We start from the raw sequence: 16849 nt of genomic DNA on the forward strand, positions 1-16849 counted from the left end.
TCACTCTTTTGGGCTGTTTCTTATATAGTGGGCTTACTATTTTCTTATTCAAGTTGGTAGAATTGTATATTGCCGGGCATAGTCTCCCGCGTGTTGCACATGCGGGAGACTTGTCGGTTATAAATAATTTTAAGCTATGCTGATCTTTTTCATTAACTTTTTGTTAAAGGTCAACAACGTAATTATACAATCCCTGTGAGTAATCCGGTTATAGAAAAATCAACCCTCGAATTTTTAGAAAAGCTTTCTGCGAATAACGATCGTGATTGGTTCAATGAACATAAAACGCAATATGCGTTGGCCAAAGAAAATGCAGAGCAGTTTATGGATGCTTTGATAGCAAAAATGAATGTGCACGATCAGTTGGAAACGCCATCCGGGAAAAAAAGTCTGTATCGTATTTATAGTGATGTCCGTTTCTCGAAAGATAAAGCTCCTTATAATCCGCGATTCTCCGGGTATCTGAGACGTAGTAAACCGTTGCTTCGTGGTGGATACTATATTCGTATCAAACCAGGTGATTCGCGTATAGCCTGTGGGTTTGGTAGCCCGAATGCAGATGATCTGAAAAGAATTCGTGAGGATATTTCTGGTAACTATGATGCATGGAAGAAGCTTCTTAACACGAAGTCCATCAAACAAAACTTTGGGCAAATGGAAGGCGAGCAGGTAAAGACTGCTCCCCGTGGATTTTCGGCCGATGATCCTGCTATAGCGTTATTGCGCTATAAACAATTCTGGTTCGAACGAAAATTTACCGATCGTGAAGTAGCCTCACAGGACTTCCTAAAACAAGTAAACGATACCTATAAATCAATCCGTCCTTTTTTCGATTACATGAGTGAATTGTTAACAACGGATTCGAATGGAGAGCCATTGTATTGATCAAGCCTACAATCCTACATAAACATGTTGTAGCTACAACCCAGTCTTTATATGTCCGTTAGACGGAGCATTCTCTCGTTAGAAGTAAATTCAAATGAAGACTCAGACCCTTTCCTATCGTGACGTTGCTACTTTTTTTCAGCAGACATCTGTTGCTGATTCACCCGGTCTTATGAAGCGTGTTTCGGGTAAACAACCCTGGGGTACACTGGAAGAAAAGATTCTGTCAGGCGACCATTACAGGTTTATGGAATATGCAGTTTGTCCTGTCGGAAATTTCCGCATGCAATACCAGGAAGAGCAAATGCCGAACAGTATAAATATATGTATAGCATTGCAGGGCGAGGTTGGTGTAACGTTGAAAGAGAGTGGCATGTCGGCAGTGTTAACGGGGTTGCGCCATCATTCCATGTATGCGTATGAGCAGGAATATGACTTGATTGTACGGAAGAATATACATGGTATACATATAGCACTGGACCGTGAATACTACGCGAACCTTTTATGTGATAACGATCGGTGGACTGCATCACTGAAAGAAAAACTTCTAAGACGTGAGTTTGTGATGCATGGCGATGCTGTGCTTGAAAACGAAATGCAGCAAGTGATTCGAACGATAAGTAATAATACGCTGAGCGGTAACTTGCGCAAACTTTTGATCGAAGCAAAAATTTTAGAACTGGTTGCGTTGCAGATCAGTCAGTTTATGGCAGTAGAAAAAGCTAGAGGTAACATTCCGAAGTTGAAGCGCAATGACATCGATACATTCCACGATTTGCGAATATACCTCGACTCACATTTTACAGAAGACACGTCATTGTCATCGCTTTCGCGGATGTTCGCTCTGAATGAATTTAAACTGAAGAAAGGCTTTAAAGACTTGTTCCAATCAACTGTATTCGACTATATATATGATCTGCGTATGAATCATGCACATCATTTATTGATGGATCAGCGAAAATTTGTCAATGAGGTTGCCAGCGAAGTAGGGTATAAAAATCCAAATCATTTCTCTACCGCATTCAAGCGGAAGTTTGGAGTTTGCCCGAGTGACATTTAAAGGGACTACCGGTGTTTAGTGGTTATGGTGTGAATATATACTATATAAATAGTAACTGTTTTACCATTCTGCAGCGGGATCAATCCTAAATACTTCCGACATTTCGTCCAGCAGGGGTTGCAGATGTTCAGTATGTTGTCCGTTGCGGCCACCGGTTACAGGGGTTACTATATGCCAGTCGGGGAGGTGCAAGTTTGTTTGTTGTATAACGGCCTCTACTTTCAGAATCCATTTTTCTTTTAAAACCTTCTCACCCTCAAATATACCTTTGTCTATTAATTCTCCTTCGAAAGGAGATTCTTCAAAAATTCCAAGTGCATAGGGCAATGTAAATTCCAGTGACTGTTGAAGTCTTGTAATGCTCTCTTCGGTGGCGGTTCCAAGTTTTTTTATAAACGTGTTTGCGTGTAAGGTGTGGTATAGCAATTCTCCTTTGATTTTTCGTGCTAGTTCTGCCAAAGGTTGAAACGATGATTGCGCAAGCATTTCAAAGCGGAGCGCTTCTGCGGTATCAAAAAGGAAATGACGGATTAAACTAAAGTCATATTCGCCATTCGGTAATTCTACCAGTATACAATTATGGAATTGATTGGCATTGCGCATGAATGCAACCGTGTCGGGTGCTTGTTCTCCGAGTTGTTGGAGAATCTGGTATAAAGCATAGCTCTGCCCGACTTTATCTTGTGCCATAGAGGAGAACGCTATATCCTCTTCAAGCAGCGGACCGAAGCCTGTCCACTCTGAATTACGATGCCCGAGTATGAGTTGATCATCGGCTATTTTATATAGGAGTTCTTTTATGGCATCCATTTGAGTTTCGGCTATGACTGGCGTTCAAGAAATAATTTTAATTTGTCGCCTCCTTTGTAATCAGAGGCATCGCGAAATTTTTTTTCCGGCAATGTGTTCCAAAGATCTTTTTCCTCCGGTGTGGTAAAACGTATAGTGCTTGTGCGGATGGCCCATACGTTGTATACCATTTTATCGTTGTTAAATTGTTGTTTTGCAATGAACATCGCTTCTTCCGGAGTAGAAGCTTCCACCGTTCCGATATGCTGATGTTGCTTGCCGCGTTTCAATAAGTGATAAATTTCAAATGATGATTTAGTATTGTTTTGTGTTACCGGTTCTTCGATTAAAGTATATACATTCTGACTACCTTCTGTTGTTGGTGATATATGTACATCGCGCGTATCCGTAACATACAATGAGGTGCAGGTAAATCTTCGGGTAAATGTTTCTTTCGCTAATACATATGCCATCTCCAGATCGGGCGCATGTACGGCACCTTCGTGTTGGAAGGGTTTACCTTCTTTAGGTTGTACGAATACTTCAAATGTACCAAACTGATCCAATGCAGCTTTCGGTATTATATTTCCGGCAGTTCCTACAACCGGCAAACGATTTACTCTCGGATCAAGCGATTTCACTCTATTTTATATATTTAGTATACGCATTTTATTTCCTGCTTGCTCTTCTCAGACACTCGGTCATTCCTGCTGATTTTGCTCTTCACGGTCTCTATATTCCACTTCTCCATTGCATCAACCTTTCCTGTTTTTCCGGCTTTTAAAAAAACTAATTCTTCTCTATTATCGTTGTTAAATTTCACCCACCATGAAATACGTTGACTTCCTTATGGCGTTAGACCTGCTTTCGCGGTACTATCCGAAGTATCACTCGAACGAATTGTTTCTACTGGCGGACGACATCTGGAAATGGATTAACAATGAATTACCGGAAGACAGCAGCGCGCTGATTTATCTGAAGAGTCTCTATAGTTCTCCCACAGAAGCATTGTCGGCTGTGTGGAAAGAGATCTTGCTGATTACCGGATCATTCGCAGCCTTTCGAAGAAATTAGGCAAGCGGCATTATATATGCAGCCTTCGGTGACTGTAAAGCAGTTCTCACCCACCTTCCTCTCTCTTCTGCAATCCTTCTTACTTCCAGTCGCTCTTTGTTACAAGGGCCATCGCCATTAATAACGCGTTTGAATTCTTCCCAGTCAGGTTCGGTATAGTCCCATCGACCAGTCTCCTGATTCTTCTTCAGTTTTTCATCCGGTATAGTAAAGCCGAGTTCCCAGATCTTGGGTATATACATATCAAGAAACTGATTCCGCGTATCGTCATTCGTTGACATCTTTACTTTCCATTTCATCAGCACTTCTGTGTGCGTAGAAATTTTATCTGCAGGTCCAAAGAAATGCATCATCGGAGTCCACCACCGATTGATCGCTTCCTGGAACATCTGCCGTTGTTGTGCTGTACCCGTTGCCAGGTATATAACACAATGATGTCCATATTTTAAATGAAAGGATTCTTCTGCGCAAATTCTTTCCAGCGCTCTGCAATACGGGCCGTAACTTCCTTTCGCGTTCGCGAGTTGATTAACAATAGCACCGGCATCTACCAGCCAGGAAATGAAACAAGCATCAGCCCAGGTATAGGCAGGATAATTAAAGATGTTCGAATATTTTGATTTACCAGAGATGAGATCATCGATCATCGCTTCACGCGATTTACCAAGAGTTTCTGCTGCACTATAAAGAAGTTGAGCATGACCTACTTCGTCCTGTACTTTGGCCATGAGGGCGAGTTTTCGTTTGAAACCAGGAGCTCGCGTAATCCAGGTTCCTTCCGGCAATGCTCCAATGATTTCGCTATGCGCATGCTGTTCTATCATGCGGATCAATTGTTTGCGATATAGCTGCGGCATCCAGTCTACAGGTTCAATCTTCTCACCGCGATCGATGCGTGCTTCAAACGCAGCGAGTTGTACTGGATCTTCCTGTAGACTTTCGGTTTGAATTCCTTCGAATGTATTACCTCCACCGTACATAGCTGTAGCCGCTAGGCATTAATCGTTTATCCGTTATTGGCTAACCGTTATCTGCAACCGTAGTTACCGGATACACATAACGATTAACCCATAACAGCAAAAGCTATTTACGATTAAAAAATGTTAATACAAACGATTGTTAGTTGAAATTTAGTCGTTTTTCTTTAAGCCGTTCACGAGCATGTCGGCGAGTTGAAAGCCGAGTTGTGAAGGGTCGATAGCTGAATCCGGATCATACCACATTGGCATCCAGTTCAGGGAAGAAAACAGCGTCATAACGGCAAGCTTCTTATCAATCGAGTCCTTAAACTCTTTGGTTTGAACGCCTTGCTCAATGATGCTTTTAAAGCGGTTGATGTAATTAATACGCATGAGCAAAAAATCGCGCAGGTAAGGCTGGCTTAAATGCCGGTGCTCATTCATGAATACGGCAGACGCTGTAAGGTCTTTCGCCATAACTTGGATGTGACCTATAATTCCATTGCGAAGTTTCTCACTGGCAGATATATCTTTTTTACTTTCAACTTCTGCTAGTGATTTTTGAAATTCAGCAGCCATGTCGAAACACAGGCTTCTAAGAATTTCTTCTTTTGATTTAATGTGTGAATACAAACTGGCAGCTTCGATACCCAGCAGGTGGGCAAGATCACGCATCGAAGCTGCAGCATAACCTTTCTCTTTAAAAAGTTCTGCTGCTTTTCTGATTACTTGTTCTTTCCTCGATAAGTTTGAAATGGCTTCACTCATAGTTTCAATCGACAATTACCTTAAAGTTACGGAATATCAATTCCCCTTAAAAGTAGTATTAGAAATTATGCAGAGAAAGGAAGTAAAAGAAAAATACAAAGTAATTTCAGGTAACGAGTGTTAGTTATATATAACAAGTCCGAAAGTGTGTATTATACTTTCGGACTTGTGTAAATAGTACGCTATTAAAAAATCACACCAAAGCTAAAGGCATTAAGTTTAGGACCTTTACCTTCTTCAAACAGTTCGTTGATATCGTAATTAAAAAAGAGATCCGTAGAGCGATAGCCTATCTGCAGACGTGCACCATAGCGCAGGTTGTTCAGATAGAAGCTGTCGCGATCTTTATCTTTCTCGCGATCACCATCGTCTTTATATACCAGTTTAGAGTGACTTGATATTCTATAACCTATGTATGGACCAATGCCTATACGGAATGAATTACCATCGCCTTCCCATAAGCGTGACTTGCGACTGTTGTCACCAAAATCTATAACGGGTATAAGCGATGCTGTAACATACGATGCTGTTAATTTACTCTTTACAAAATTTACATCGCGTGTGTCTTGAACAAACTGTACGCCATCATCAGTTTTCTGAATAAGAATGTTGTCTTCCTGAAACTTGAAATTATACCAGTTGACACCAAGTCCCCATTCGAGGAAAAACTTTTTGCCTAGCCGTGACCGTTGTATAGAAGACATGCCTACATACCAGGAGCCCCAGGGACGCACAGAATAGTTTGCATTGCTAGAAGGAAAACTTCCATCTTCCAGATAGTTATTTGTACCGAGCTCAAAGTTGAACGATTGCCATGTACGACCCCAGTGTCTGCTGTTGCGAACATCTACATGCCAATCACTATCATCGCTATCATGGTCGTGATCTTTATCATCGCCCTCACGTGTCCAGTATACTTCTTCACTATCGCCTTCTTTGCGCGTAGTATCTCTTTGTGCAAGTGCAGTGGTGTCGTTGTTCTCGAGCTTGGTGAGTATATTTTTGAAGAGCTCATTGTAATTATAGTTCTTGAGCACTTCCAAGTCTTTACGATCTTGTATAGTAAAGATTACACGGCTCGTTTTGCCTAACTCTACAATCACGGTATCACGCTTCTCCTGCGCTTTTACAGTGATGGTGAGTAATGTTATAGCTGCTATTAGAAATGTTTTTTTCATACTTGATTTACTTGTTTTGTCCACGTTTTTCATTTTTAAAATTCAGCGCCAGAATTTCATTTTTCTTCTGCCTTAGTTCGCCAACAGGGTCTTGATTATTTTTAAGATCCTGTGCTTTCTTCAGCAGCTTCTTAAACGTAGATGGTTTCTCTTCATCATCGGTTGCTTCACCTGAAACATTTTTATTTAAATAGCTATTTGTCTCCTCTGCACTAAACACAAGGGTAATGCTTGATTGTGTAAGAACTACACGTTCTTGCTGCGCAATTACAACGTCTGTAGTTTCTGCATGAGAAGGTTCTTCTATTTTTTCTTGTGATACTTCCGTTTCAGCGAAAAGCTTTTGTGTTGCTTCAGTTGGTGAAGTAGAAACCGGAGGTATATACTTTTCTTCTTTTTGTATTTTATCATCAGTTTTTTGTTCGATCGAAGGCGCTATTTTTTTCAACGGGGTAACTGCATCTGTTTTTTGTGATTGATTGATAACAGGATCGCCAGCCTGTTGTGGTGTTATATTATGGCTCTCCTCTTTTGCAGGAGAAGTTGTTGATGGTATAGATTCGCTCTTGCGTGCTATAGTAGAAGGTGAAGGAGATATAGCATTGTTTCGTGTTGAAGACCAAAGTATATATCCAGCTACAGCCAGCAGTAAAAGTGACGCAGCCACTTTCCACCACAAACCAGGTTTGCTATTTTTATTATCAAGGCCGGCTTCAATCCTATCCCACGTGCTTGCCGGAGCCGGCTTTGAAAAACCTTCGAGTTTTTCACGAAACAATTTGTCAGGTTGCTGATTCATCGTTGCTTATTTTTTGATTCGACATCCAGTCGTGTTCTGTTAATTTTTTTTGCAGGTATACACGTGCTCTGCTCAATTGCGATTTAGACGTGTTCTCGCTTATTCCCAGTTGCTCTGCTATTTCTTTATGCGAGTACCCATCGATAGCATACAGGTTGAAAACAATTCGATATCCGGCAGGGAGTTCCTGGATGATGTTAAGAAGATCTTCTGTTTCGAGGTGATCGCTCAGGTTATCGTAATCCGGTTCGCGGTCTGCTTGTTCGAGTTCTGTTTCCAGATACATCGACCGGTTCCTGCGCAGGTGGGTAAGTGATTCGTTTACTACTATTCGTCTGATCCACCCCTCAAAACTTCCCTCACTTTTGAACTGATCAATCTTATCGAATACTTTCATGAACGCTGTTACCAGAATATCTTCAGCCTCCATTGAATCTTTGACATACCGGTAGCAGAGTCCATACATTTTGGACGAGTAAGTTTCATAAAGGCGTTTCTGAGCGCTTCTGTCGCGCTTCATACACCCTTCAATCAACTCATTTTCTTTGGACCGGTAAATCTTTAATTCCATTTAAACGATTCAAAGCTAAGATGCTTATACGGACGCAAGGGTTGCGTGGGACTAAAAATATTTGCTTTAGCGTTGCGCGGTATTACAAGTGATCAGGACATCACGAAGAATACTATCTCGATAGCCGTTGAGGAAGATAAAGAGTTTCCGGGAAAATTAATAGGCTGCCTGGTAATCCACTGCAAGGGTGATCCAGGAATATTTCCGTGGCTTTACCGTAATGCAATTGATGCAGCCGTTGCCGTCATACAAGTTGGCAAAGAGTCCTTTATCCTCTTTAACAAAAACGGAATATTTTCCTTCAGGTAATTTTACTTTGAAAGATCCATCGGCACTACTTAAAACTTTTGCTACCAATGTTGTTTGGATTTCAGAAAAGAAACCGTCTTGTTGTGTTGCATCTTTTAAGGTCGCAGCGTTGTATATATAGACTTCGCGCACGATACCTTGCTGCGGAGTTATTGCTTTTTCAGGAATGAGTATAGGCATTTGATCTCCGCTAACCCAGAAGACCTGGCCTTGGATGCCTTGCTTCTGCGCCTGTACAGTTCCGAGTAAACTTATCAATGTGATGAGCAGGATGAGTTTTCTCATATACCTAATTTACAAAAAATCAATTTAAAAGTTATTTGTCGCCTTCAAGATTTATTTGGCCTTTACACAGAATTGTAATGCCCATCTAAATTTGCAAAGCAAACTATTACTTTCAGAAAGAATTAGATGATCAGGCAAACTAAGTAGACCAGTACTATTAATAAAAAGATGATCATGGTATAAGAGGGTTTGGGGTTTAGACATCTATCGCGGTTATGCAGTGTGAGGGAGTGTGCTGCTCCCTCACTACTACACATAATATGAGATACTATACTTTGCTAACGGTCGCGTTTTGTAACATCCGGATGACCACGATAATCGATATCGCTGGCAATTCCCTCTTCCATTTCAAGATGTTCCGTAACGTTTACTTTGGCAGAAGATGCACCGTTTACTTCCACTATAGCATTACGTACTTCAAAGCTATAGGCCCGTAAAGATGAAGCACCCTGTATAGTTGCATCCATCGTGTTGGCAGAACCTTCTAATGTCAGCTTTGACGCTCCGCTTAAATGCAGGGTTACATCCTCAGCTTCTGCTTCTCCGGTTACATCAACGGCACCCACCAGGTCTATATCAAGGTCTGCAGATTTAAATTCCGTAAAGGATATTTTGCCTGCACCTTTCGCTTTTATCTTTTCAAGTTTCGGCATAGTAATGTTGATCTTGATCCGATCGATGTCCAGGAAATCTTTGCTCCAGTTTATTCCGCGGTCATCATTAAAATCGATTACCAGTGTACTGCCCTGAAGTTCGATCTTGTACTTTTCTTTTTCATTTTCCGGTCCTGTTAATTCTACAGCATATTCATTTCCGCTGGTTATGCGTACATCGAATATACCGTTCACTTCAACTTCATCGAAATCTTTAAGACCATATTGATCACTGGTTTCTTCTCTTGTTTCAGGATCGCCTTCGGCTACGGGACATGTTAAGCAATCCAATCCTTTCGGAGTCATGCGCCAGGTTTCGCCGTCAAGGTAATCGCCATCCACATACTGCGTGATGAAGCGGCTTATGTCTTCCGTCATTGTGAAAGGAAAGTCGTACGGTATATACAACGTCATGACTAGACGCTGACCACGGAACACCGCATCCTTTTTAAATTGAATGTTGGAGTCGAACGTGAATATAGAATCCTGGATCAACACGGAGTAGTCTACCATGCGTGCATTCTCTATAGCTTTCTGCCGTGTGCTGCCTTGTGCCTGAAAATCCTGTACAAGCTTGATGTCCCTTCCATCATAGCCTCTTAAAGACAATGATGTTTGATCATAATCATCCATACCGGTTTGATTCAGTTTTAAGATTGCCTTTTTCCCGGTTACATGATATGTGTTTTCGATTTTATAGGAGCCATTCTCTTTGAAAGCATAGGCTATACGAGGGATACCTATACCGAGCATAATGACACTCACAAAGAACAGCACGAACAATGTCCATCCGGCAGCGGCACCAAAAATGATTCGTTTGGCAATGATAGATATACCGAGTAAAAGAATCAGGATGCTAGGAATCAGACATGCTATAAATCCAGCGAGAGCAATCCATCCGGGGAAAGCGCGCGTCAGAGCATCTACTGGCATACCAAAGTTATCGCCTTGTACCATCCACGGAAGTGAAAAGGCTGTGCCTGAAAAGATACCCAATGCTATACCACCCATTACCAGTACACTGAATGCAAGGGATATACCCAGAAACGCTATAAAAATTCCGATGAGTATACGCAATGCTTCAACTAAAGGGCCTATAACTTTTGCAAGTGCAGACAGGATCATGCCGATTAACCGGAAAGGGAAAAGTAAAATTTTGGTAGTAGCACTTTCCTCTTTGTTCGGATCAACGTTCAGATTTTTTTTTATGGTCGACTCTATGTTCGAAAGCGTAACCGGTTCACCTTGCATTTGCATGCGGTCGGTCAGGGTTTTGGCCTCGGGCAATGCGATCCATAAGACAATGTAAAGAAGCAAGCCGAGCCCACCTACGATACTAAAAATTACGAACAGAAGACGGATCACCACTACATCTACACCAAAGTAAGATGCAACGCCAGCAGAAACACCTCCCAGTACTTTACGCTCCGGGTCGCGGTACATTTTCTTATCAACAGTGGGTTCTTCCAAAGTATAGGAACCGGGTACAACGATCCACATCACCAGGTATACAACAATTGTAACCCCGTATGCGAATGCTAACACTGCAAAAAACAATCTAATCCACAGTGGGTCTATATTAAAGTAATTGCCAAGGCCGGCACAGACACCTCCCAGAATTTTACGCTGCTGATCGCGCATTAACTGGCGCGAAGGAGTAAACGTTTTATAAGATGACTGTCCCGTATAGGACGTATCCTCTGTGGTGGTCTCCGTATAGGTATTATTGGTAGCCTGCTTGGGAGCTGCGCCTGGTGTAAATTCTTGATCTTCTGCCGCTTTGAAGTCGCTTACACTACCCATTGTAGTAATAAGTGTATTGACATCTTCGGAAGTGATTACCTGTTTGCCTTCATTTAATTTCGATAAAAAGATCTCGGCAATGCGACTCTCAATGTCGGCCATGATCTCGCTGCTGTCCTCGAAGGAAGAAAAATATTTATTGATTGAATCCAGATACTTTCGCAGGTTATCATACCCATCTTCTTCAATGTGGAAGATGATGCCGCTGATGTTGATGCTGATATTCTTTTTCATATAGTCAATAGACGTGAGATGTTAGACAATTATATGTTAGGCTTAGAAGTAATAGTTTGCGTGGAATGTACAAGTTCATCCCAAGTCTCGGTAAGTTTTCCCAAAAATTTACTTCCCTTGTCAGTAAGTTTATAATATTTTCGAGGTGGCCCGGATTTCGATTCGATCCATTTGTATTCAAGCAGCCCCGCGTTTTTGAGGCGTGTGAGGAGTGGGTAAAGGGTACCCTCCACTACAATAATTTTTGCTGCCGTAAGCTCATCCAGCATATCAGAGGCATAAACTTCGCCTCGTGAGATAATGTGGAGGATGCAGTACTCTAAAATTCCCTTTCTCATCTGTACTTGCGTGTTTTCAAGGTTCATACATCCCTGGTTATTGTGTTCAATATAGATCTATATACGGATAAGTACTATGTATGGCCAAGTACTAGATGAAAATTTTTAGAATATTTTTGAAATTCTCATAGAATCTTGATTTTTAGCAACTTACTTCAATGCAGAAGTTCGTATGTACCTTTGTTAGGAGGCGTTATTGAAGTTGAATTCCAGTTTAATGAACCGTATTTTTTCAGTTTTGCTGATTTTTTCAGCAGTCGTCCGAGCGGATGCCCAGATGGGTAACGAGTGGATTGATTTTGGCCAGTCCTATTTCAAAATTCCGGTAGGCAAAGACGGCATTTACAAACTTGACTATTCCTCCTTGCAGGCAGCCGGTTTCCCGGTTGGTTCTGTTGACCCAAAAAAGATCCAGCTTTTTCACCGGGGCATAGAGCAGGCTATATATATAGAGGGGGAAGACGATGGACAATTCAATTCTTCAGATTTTATAGAATTTTATGGAAGGCGTAACGATGGTACACTGGATGCTGATCTTTACAAACCTTCATCGCTTCAGCCGCACAAATATTACAATCTATATAGTGATACAACCAGTTACTTTCTAACAGCCAGTTCACTTTCAGGCAAACGGATGGTTTCTTTTTCCGAAAACAATACATCAGGTCTCAGCGCTGAGAGTTATCATTTTGATGAGAAGTTGTTGGTGTTTGTAAACGAGCTTTCTCAAGGCACTGACTACAACGTTGAAATGCGGTATACATTTTTTGATCGCGGGGAAGGATTCACAGGCTCGCAGGTAGTTCAAGCGCAGTTTATAGACTACACATTTTCAGATGTTACCAATACAGTTACTTCTGCATCGCCTCCAACGTTAGAGCTTTTATTGGTAGGCCGCGGTCCGATGGCACATGCTGTCGAAATATATGCAGGTGCCGGCCAACGATTAATCGGAACGGTAAACTTCTCCGGATATGACGCGTATACCTATAAACAAGATTTGGCGTGGAGTGATGTAGCAACCGATGGTACATTGCCGATTCGTATTAAAGTGATTGGTACGGGAGGAACGGATCGCGTCAGTGCATCCTATATGAAACTGCGTTATGCGCAACAGACGACTGCATCATCGTTAAGCGAAAAGGTATTTAACCTTGCTGCGAACGTAGCTGGGAAATCATATATAGAGATACAAAATCCGGCAGTGGGCCTTCGTCTTTTTGATGTAACCGATCCATCATCCGTAGTGAAAATAGGCACAACTTCCTCATCAACATTAAATGCCGTTGTTCCATCAACCAGTATCTCGCGTAAAATCTTTTCAGCGGCTGCTACTTTGTCGGCTAAAATAAAGCCGGTAAAATTCAGATCGATTAATCCTCATGATTACAATTATGTTATCATCAGTCACCCGATGTTACGAACAGCTGCTGGTGGCTATAGCGACCCGGTAAAGGCATATGCTGAATATAGGGCTTCAACTGCTGGTGGTAACTACGATACGTTGGTGGTGAACATTGGACAACTTTATGATCAGTTCAATTACGGAGAAATTTCATCGCGTGCTATTTATAAATTCATGCAATACCTGGCTGGTACAAGCTTGCCACGCTATCTTTTTATTATAGGAAAAGGACTTGACTATGGAGGACGATATCACCGTAATCCTACTGCTGCTGGTTATGCAACATACAAAGATCTGGTTCCTACCGCAGGGCATCCAGGTTCAGATGCATACTATACCGCAGGTTTATCGGGAACAACAGATGAGCCAGCTGTTCCAACCGGACGCATAACAGCAACGAATGCTGCTCAGGTTGCTGCTTACTTAAACAAGGTAATTGAAACAGAGGCCAAACCCTTTGATGACCTGCGAAGAAAAAATGTTCTCCACCTAAGTGGCGGAATTGAAGAGGGTGAGCCTGAATTGTTCCGTTCGTTTCTTGAAGACTATGCCACTATAGCAACAAGTTATCATCTGGGCGGAAAAGTATCCGCCATTGCCAAACGCTCTACAGATATAGAGCTAATTAACATTGCTGAAGAAGTTAATAAAGGATTAAACCTGATTACATTTTTTGGTCACGCATCCGCCACAACACTGGATTTTGATATAGGGTACGTTACCGATCCGGTGATGGGCTATAACAATCCCAATAAATATCCGATGTTGATTATGAATGGATGTAGTGCCGGTGCATTCTTTTCAAATAAGATACTATTTGGTGAAGACTGGGTGTTGGCAGCAAACAAAGGAGCTACTGCATTTATAGCGCATAGTGCTTATGGCTTTGTATCCAATCTCAGAATATACTCTGAAATGTTTTATAAAGTAGGGTTTGGTGACTCCGTGTTTATCCATAAAGGTATAGGTGATATTCATAAAGAAACTGCCAGGCGGCATATTCTTCAAACAGGTTCATCGCTTGCCAATACATCACAGGTTCAGCAGATGATTCTGCTGGGCGATCCTGCTGTTCCATTGTTTGGAGCTAGCAAGCCTGATCTGGAAATAAAAGATGACAATATATACCTTGAATCTTTTGATGGAGGAGATGTTACAGCTTTAACAGATTCATTTGCGTTGAAGATCATTGTGCGCAACTTCGGTCAGGCAAAGGAAGATACTATGCGCATTGAGGTAAAGCGTTACCTGAATGACAACTCGTTGATTGTATACGATTCTTTATACCCGTCAACGCTCTATAGTGATACGTTAACATTTGTGGTGAGAAAAGGTCGTGAAGATGGTTCCGGTAACAACCGTTTTGAAATTACACTGGATCCGGATGGAGTGATTACCGAACTCAGTGAAACCAACAACACAGCTTCGTTTACATTGCCAATAGCGTTGAATGGAACCAAAAATCTTTTCCCTTCTAATTTTTCAATTGTTCATACTAAAGACCTCCCACTGTCATTTCAAACATCGGATCTTCTCTCCAATGAACGGGAATTTATAGTGGAGCTCGATACTGTAAATACATTTGACAGTCAGTTTAAAAAAACATTTACTATAAAGGGTACAGTGCTGGGTCGCCAAACAATTGCCCTGATAGAAGCTGATACACTTGCCTATTATTGGAGAACTAAATTATCACAGCCCCTTGCAGGGGAAAGTGATGCATGGACGTTAAGTACGTTTACCTATATAGACAACGGGCCGGAAGGTTGGGCCCAGGTACATTTTCCTCAATACCTTACGAATACAACGGAAGGGCTAGTGCAAGATGCAGCATTGCGAAAATTGAATTTTAAAGAAACTGTAACATCGCTTGATATTAAAATCTTTGGTTCTGCTTATGGTGCAACATACCTGGACTATAGTTATAAGATTGGCGGAGCAGAGTATAATCTATATAGGCAAGGCTATGTATGTCGCAGTAACACTATTAACCTGATTGCGTTTGATAAACGCTCAACGTCTCCTTATGTAGGCATTCCATTTAAATGGTATAATAGCGGCTTGCGCTCCTGTGGACGTTCGCCTTGGGTGATCAATAGCTTTTATTATACCGAGATGATCACGAATAATAATGACGACATCAGAACCTATGTGGATAATATTGCTGAGGGAGATTCTGTAGTATTATTTAACCTTGGAGATGCATACTATCAAAACTGGCCCGCTGCTGCTAAAACAAAGTTGGGTGAACTCGGTATATCAGTAACACAAATCGATGCGCTTGTTCCTGGTGAACCTGTTGTGATCTTTGGTAAAAAAGGCACTGCTCCTGGAACAGCAAAGTTTATAAGAACTTCAGGTACTCCCGCCAATAAACAAGTACTAACTGTAAGCGGAACAATTACAGGAGGGTATACCTCCGGTACTATGGAATCTAAATTGATCGGACCCGCAAAAGAATGGGAATCCTTCATCGCCAATACAAGGAATGTAGAGTCACAGGACGCCATGAGTTTCGATATACTGGGTATAAAGCTGAATGGAGAAGAAGAAATTATATACCAGGATATTGTCGATGACCTTGATTTGTCGTCTATCGATGCTGGTGTATATCCTTATCTTAAACTTGTTTATAAGACTGGAGATAATATAAATCTTACTCCTGCCCAACTGGAGAAATGGCTGGTGCTATATACGCCAGTGCCCGAAGGTTTGCTAGTCTTTAAAAACAATTATGAACCCCAAACTATATCTGAAGGCGAAGTATGGGAAGGGACCTATGGATTTATCAATATCAGTGATAAAGAGTTTACTGATTCGCTTTCAGTGCGATACGAGTTGTTTAATAAAGACCAACGCGTATCTCAGTTAGAGTATATAAAGATAAAACCTCCTGCGCCTGGAGATACATCCAAGTTTAGCCTCAACATTTCGACATCGGGTATGGTTGGCTTGAATGATGTTAATGTATTTGTTAATCCGCAGGTTGAGCCCGAACAATACTATGACAACAACGTATTGTCGCTTACGGATTATCTGAATGTAACGCTGGATGAGTTTGCCCCAGTATTAGATGTTACCATTGACGATCGTCATGTACTGAACGGAGACTTTGTATCTAGCAATCCGTTTATCCTGGTTCGTGTATGGGATGAAAATAAAAAGAATTTTAAGCACGATCTGGAAGGAATGAAAGTATATCTTACGTATCCATGTGAAGAAGAAGACTGTAGTCCAACACCTATCGACTTGACGAGTGCCGAAGTCACGTGGTACCCGGCTACTGAAACCTCTGATTTTAGAATTGAGTTCAAGCCAACAAATCTGCCGGAAGGTAAATATACTTTACGCGTGGAGGCATCGGATGCACGTAATAATAGCAGTGGAGCTGACCCCTATCTTATTGACTTTGTAGTGAGTAAGGAAACTTCTATTACAGTTTCTGAGCCTTACCCGAATCCATCTGCCTCTGAGTTCTATTTCAGAATTATTATGAGTGGAGAATCTTTGCCAGAGAATTTTAACCTTGAGTTAGTGGACGTAAACGGCAAACTGCTCCACGCTTTTTCACAGGATGATATTGCTGATTTTCACATCGGTGTGAACAACCTTAAGTGGGATGGGACTGATTTAAATGGCAACACAATGCCGGATGGAGTATATATATATAAGCTGCAGCTTAATCTGAATGGAAGTCAGATAACAAGAGAAGGCAAACTTGTACTATTAAAATAATCTA

At 41.5% G+C, this 16849-nt stretch carries 14 protein-coding genes; 4 read left to right on the top strand and 10 right to left on the bottom strand.

Features of this window, described 5'->3' with window-relative positions; all coding sequences use genetic code 11:
* Positions 1 to 195 precede the first annotated feature (195 nt).
* Together B5Y40_RS27675 and B5Y40_RS27680 are read left to right on the top strand one after the other, a co-directional pair.
* Positions 196 to 885 carry a DUF2461 domain-containing protein gene (locus B5Y40_RS27675; RefSeq protein WP_079690137.1) on the top strand — a complete coding sequence of 230 codons (690 nt, stop codon included), beginning with the start codon at positions 196 to 198 and terminating at the stop codon, positions 883 to 885.
* Positions 886 to 979: 94 nt separating this feature from the next.
* The gene (locus B5Y40_RS27680) at positions 980 to 1945 is read left to right on the top strand and encodes an AraC family transcriptional regulator (protein WP_079690138.1); all 966 of its coding nucleotides are present in this window, start codon (positions 980 to 982) and stop codon (positions 1943 to 1945) included.
* Positions 1946 to 2005: 60 nt separating this feature from the next.
* Here the strand turns inward: B5Y40_RS27680 and paaC are convergent, their stop codons facing one another.
* Together paaC and B5Y40_RS27690 are read right to left on the bottom strand one after the other, a co-directional pair.
* Positions 2006 to 2755 carry a 1,2-phenylacetyl-CoA epoxidase subunit PaaC gene (gene paaC, locus B5Y40_RS27685; RefSeq protein ID WP_079690139.1) on the bottom strand — a complete coding sequence of 250 codons (750 nt, stop codon included), beginning with the start codon at positions 2753 to 2755 and terminating at the stop codon, positions 2006 to 2008.
* A gap of 11 nt (positions 2756 to 2766) precedes the next feature.
* Positions 2767 to 3375 (bottom strand): phenylacetic acid degradation b, encoded by a 609-nt coding sequence (locus tag B5Y40_RS27690; protein ID WP_245840860.1) that lies wholly within the window; start codon positions 3373 to 3375, stop codon positions 2767 to 2769.
* 187 nt (positions 3376 to 3562) lie between these two features.
* Here B5Y40_RS27690 and B5Y40_RS27695 point away from each other — a divergent pair, with 187 nt between their 5' ends.
* A complete protein-coding gene (locus tag B5Y40_RS27695) occupies positions 3563 to 3808 on the top strand; it encodes a hypothetical protein (protein WP_079690140.1) in 246 nt (81 codons plus the stop codon).
* On the opposite strand, the gene paaA is transcribed toward B5Y40_RS27695, so the two are convergent.
* The 8 genes from paaA to B5Y40_RS27735 all read right to left on the bottom strand — a co-directional run bounded on the left by paaA (position 3805) and on the right by B5Y40_RS27735 (position 11732).
* Positions 3805 to 4788 carry a 1,2-phenylacetyl-CoA epoxidase subunit PaaA gene (paaA, locus tag B5Y40_RS27700; protein ID WP_079690141.1) on the bottom strand — a complete coding sequence of 328 codons (984 nt, stop codon included), beginning with the start codon at positions 4786 to 4788 and terminating at the stop codon, positions 3805 to 3807. The two genes, B5Y40_RS27695 and paaA, sit on opposite strands and share 4 nt — an antisense overlap.
* A 150-nt stretch (positions 4789 to 4938) precedes the next feature.
* On the bottom strand, positions 4939 to 5535 hold the full coding sequence (locus B5Y40_RS27705) for a TetR/AcrR family transcriptional regulator (RefSeq protein ID WP_079690142.1): 597 nt from the start codon (positions 5533 to 5535) through the stop codon (positions 4939 to 4941).
* 185 nt (positions 5536 to 5720) lie between these two features.
* Positions 5721 to 6713: a hypothetical protein gene (locus B5Y40_RS27710; protein WP_143785973.1), complete on the bottom strand. Its 993-nt coding sequence runs from the start codon at positions 6711 to 6713 to the stop codon at positions 5721 to 5723.
* A 7-nt stretch (positions 6714 to 6720) separates the two neighbouring features.
* The gene (locus B5Y40_RS27715) at positions 6721 to 7512 is read right to left on the bottom strand and encodes a hypothetical protein (protein WP_079690144.1); all 792 of its coding nucleotides are present in this window, start codon (positions 7510 to 7512) and stop codon (positions 6721 to 6723) included.
* Positions 7496 to 8083 (bottom strand): RNA polymerase sigma factor, encoded by a 588-nt coding sequence (locus B5Y40_RS27720; protein ID WP_079690145.1) that lies wholly within the window; start codon positions 8081 to 8083, stop codon positions 7496 to 7498. Before B5Y40_RS27720 ends, B5Y40_RS27715 begins: the two co-directional genes overlap by 17 nt.
* 156 nt (positions 8084 to 8239) lie before the next feature.
* On the bottom strand, positions 8240 to 8677 hold the full coding sequence (locus B5Y40_RS27725; RefSeq protein ID WP_079690146.1) for a hypothetical protein: 438 nt from the start codon (positions 8675 to 8677) through the stop codon (positions 8240 to 8242).
* A 278-nt stretch (positions 8678 to 8955) separates the two neighbouring features.
* Positions 8956 to 11367 carry a PspC domain-containing protein gene (locus tag B5Y40_RS27730; protein ID WP_079690147.1) on the bottom strand — a complete coding sequence of 804 codons (2412 nt, stop codon included), beginning with the start codon at positions 11365 to 11367 and terminating at the stop codon, positions 8956 to 8958.
* Positions 11368 to 11396: 29 nt separating this feature from the next.
* On the bottom strand, positions 11397 to 11732 hold the full coding sequence (locus B5Y40_RS27735) for a PadR family transcriptional regulator (protein WP_079690148.1): 336 nt from the start codon (positions 11730 to 11732) through the stop codon (positions 11397 to 11399).
* Positions 11733 to 11922: 190 nt separating this feature from the next.
* On the opposite strand from B5Y40_RS27735, the gene porU2 reads away from it, so the two are divergent.
* Positions 11923 to 16845, top strand: a complete 4923-nt coding sequence (porU2, locus tag B5Y40_RS27740) for a putative type IX secretion system sortase PorU2 (RefSeq protein ID WP_079690149.1) — start codon at positions 11923 to 11925, stop codon at positions 16843 to 16845.
* The last annotated feature ends 4 nt before the right edge of the window (positions 16846 to 16849 follow it).

This window comes from Ohtaekwangia koreensis (assembly GCF_900167975.1).
In the GTDB taxonomy this organism is placed as follows: Bacteria; Bacteroidota; Bacteroidia; order Cytophagales; family Cyclobacteriaceae; genus Ohtaekwangia; species Ohtaekwangia koreensis.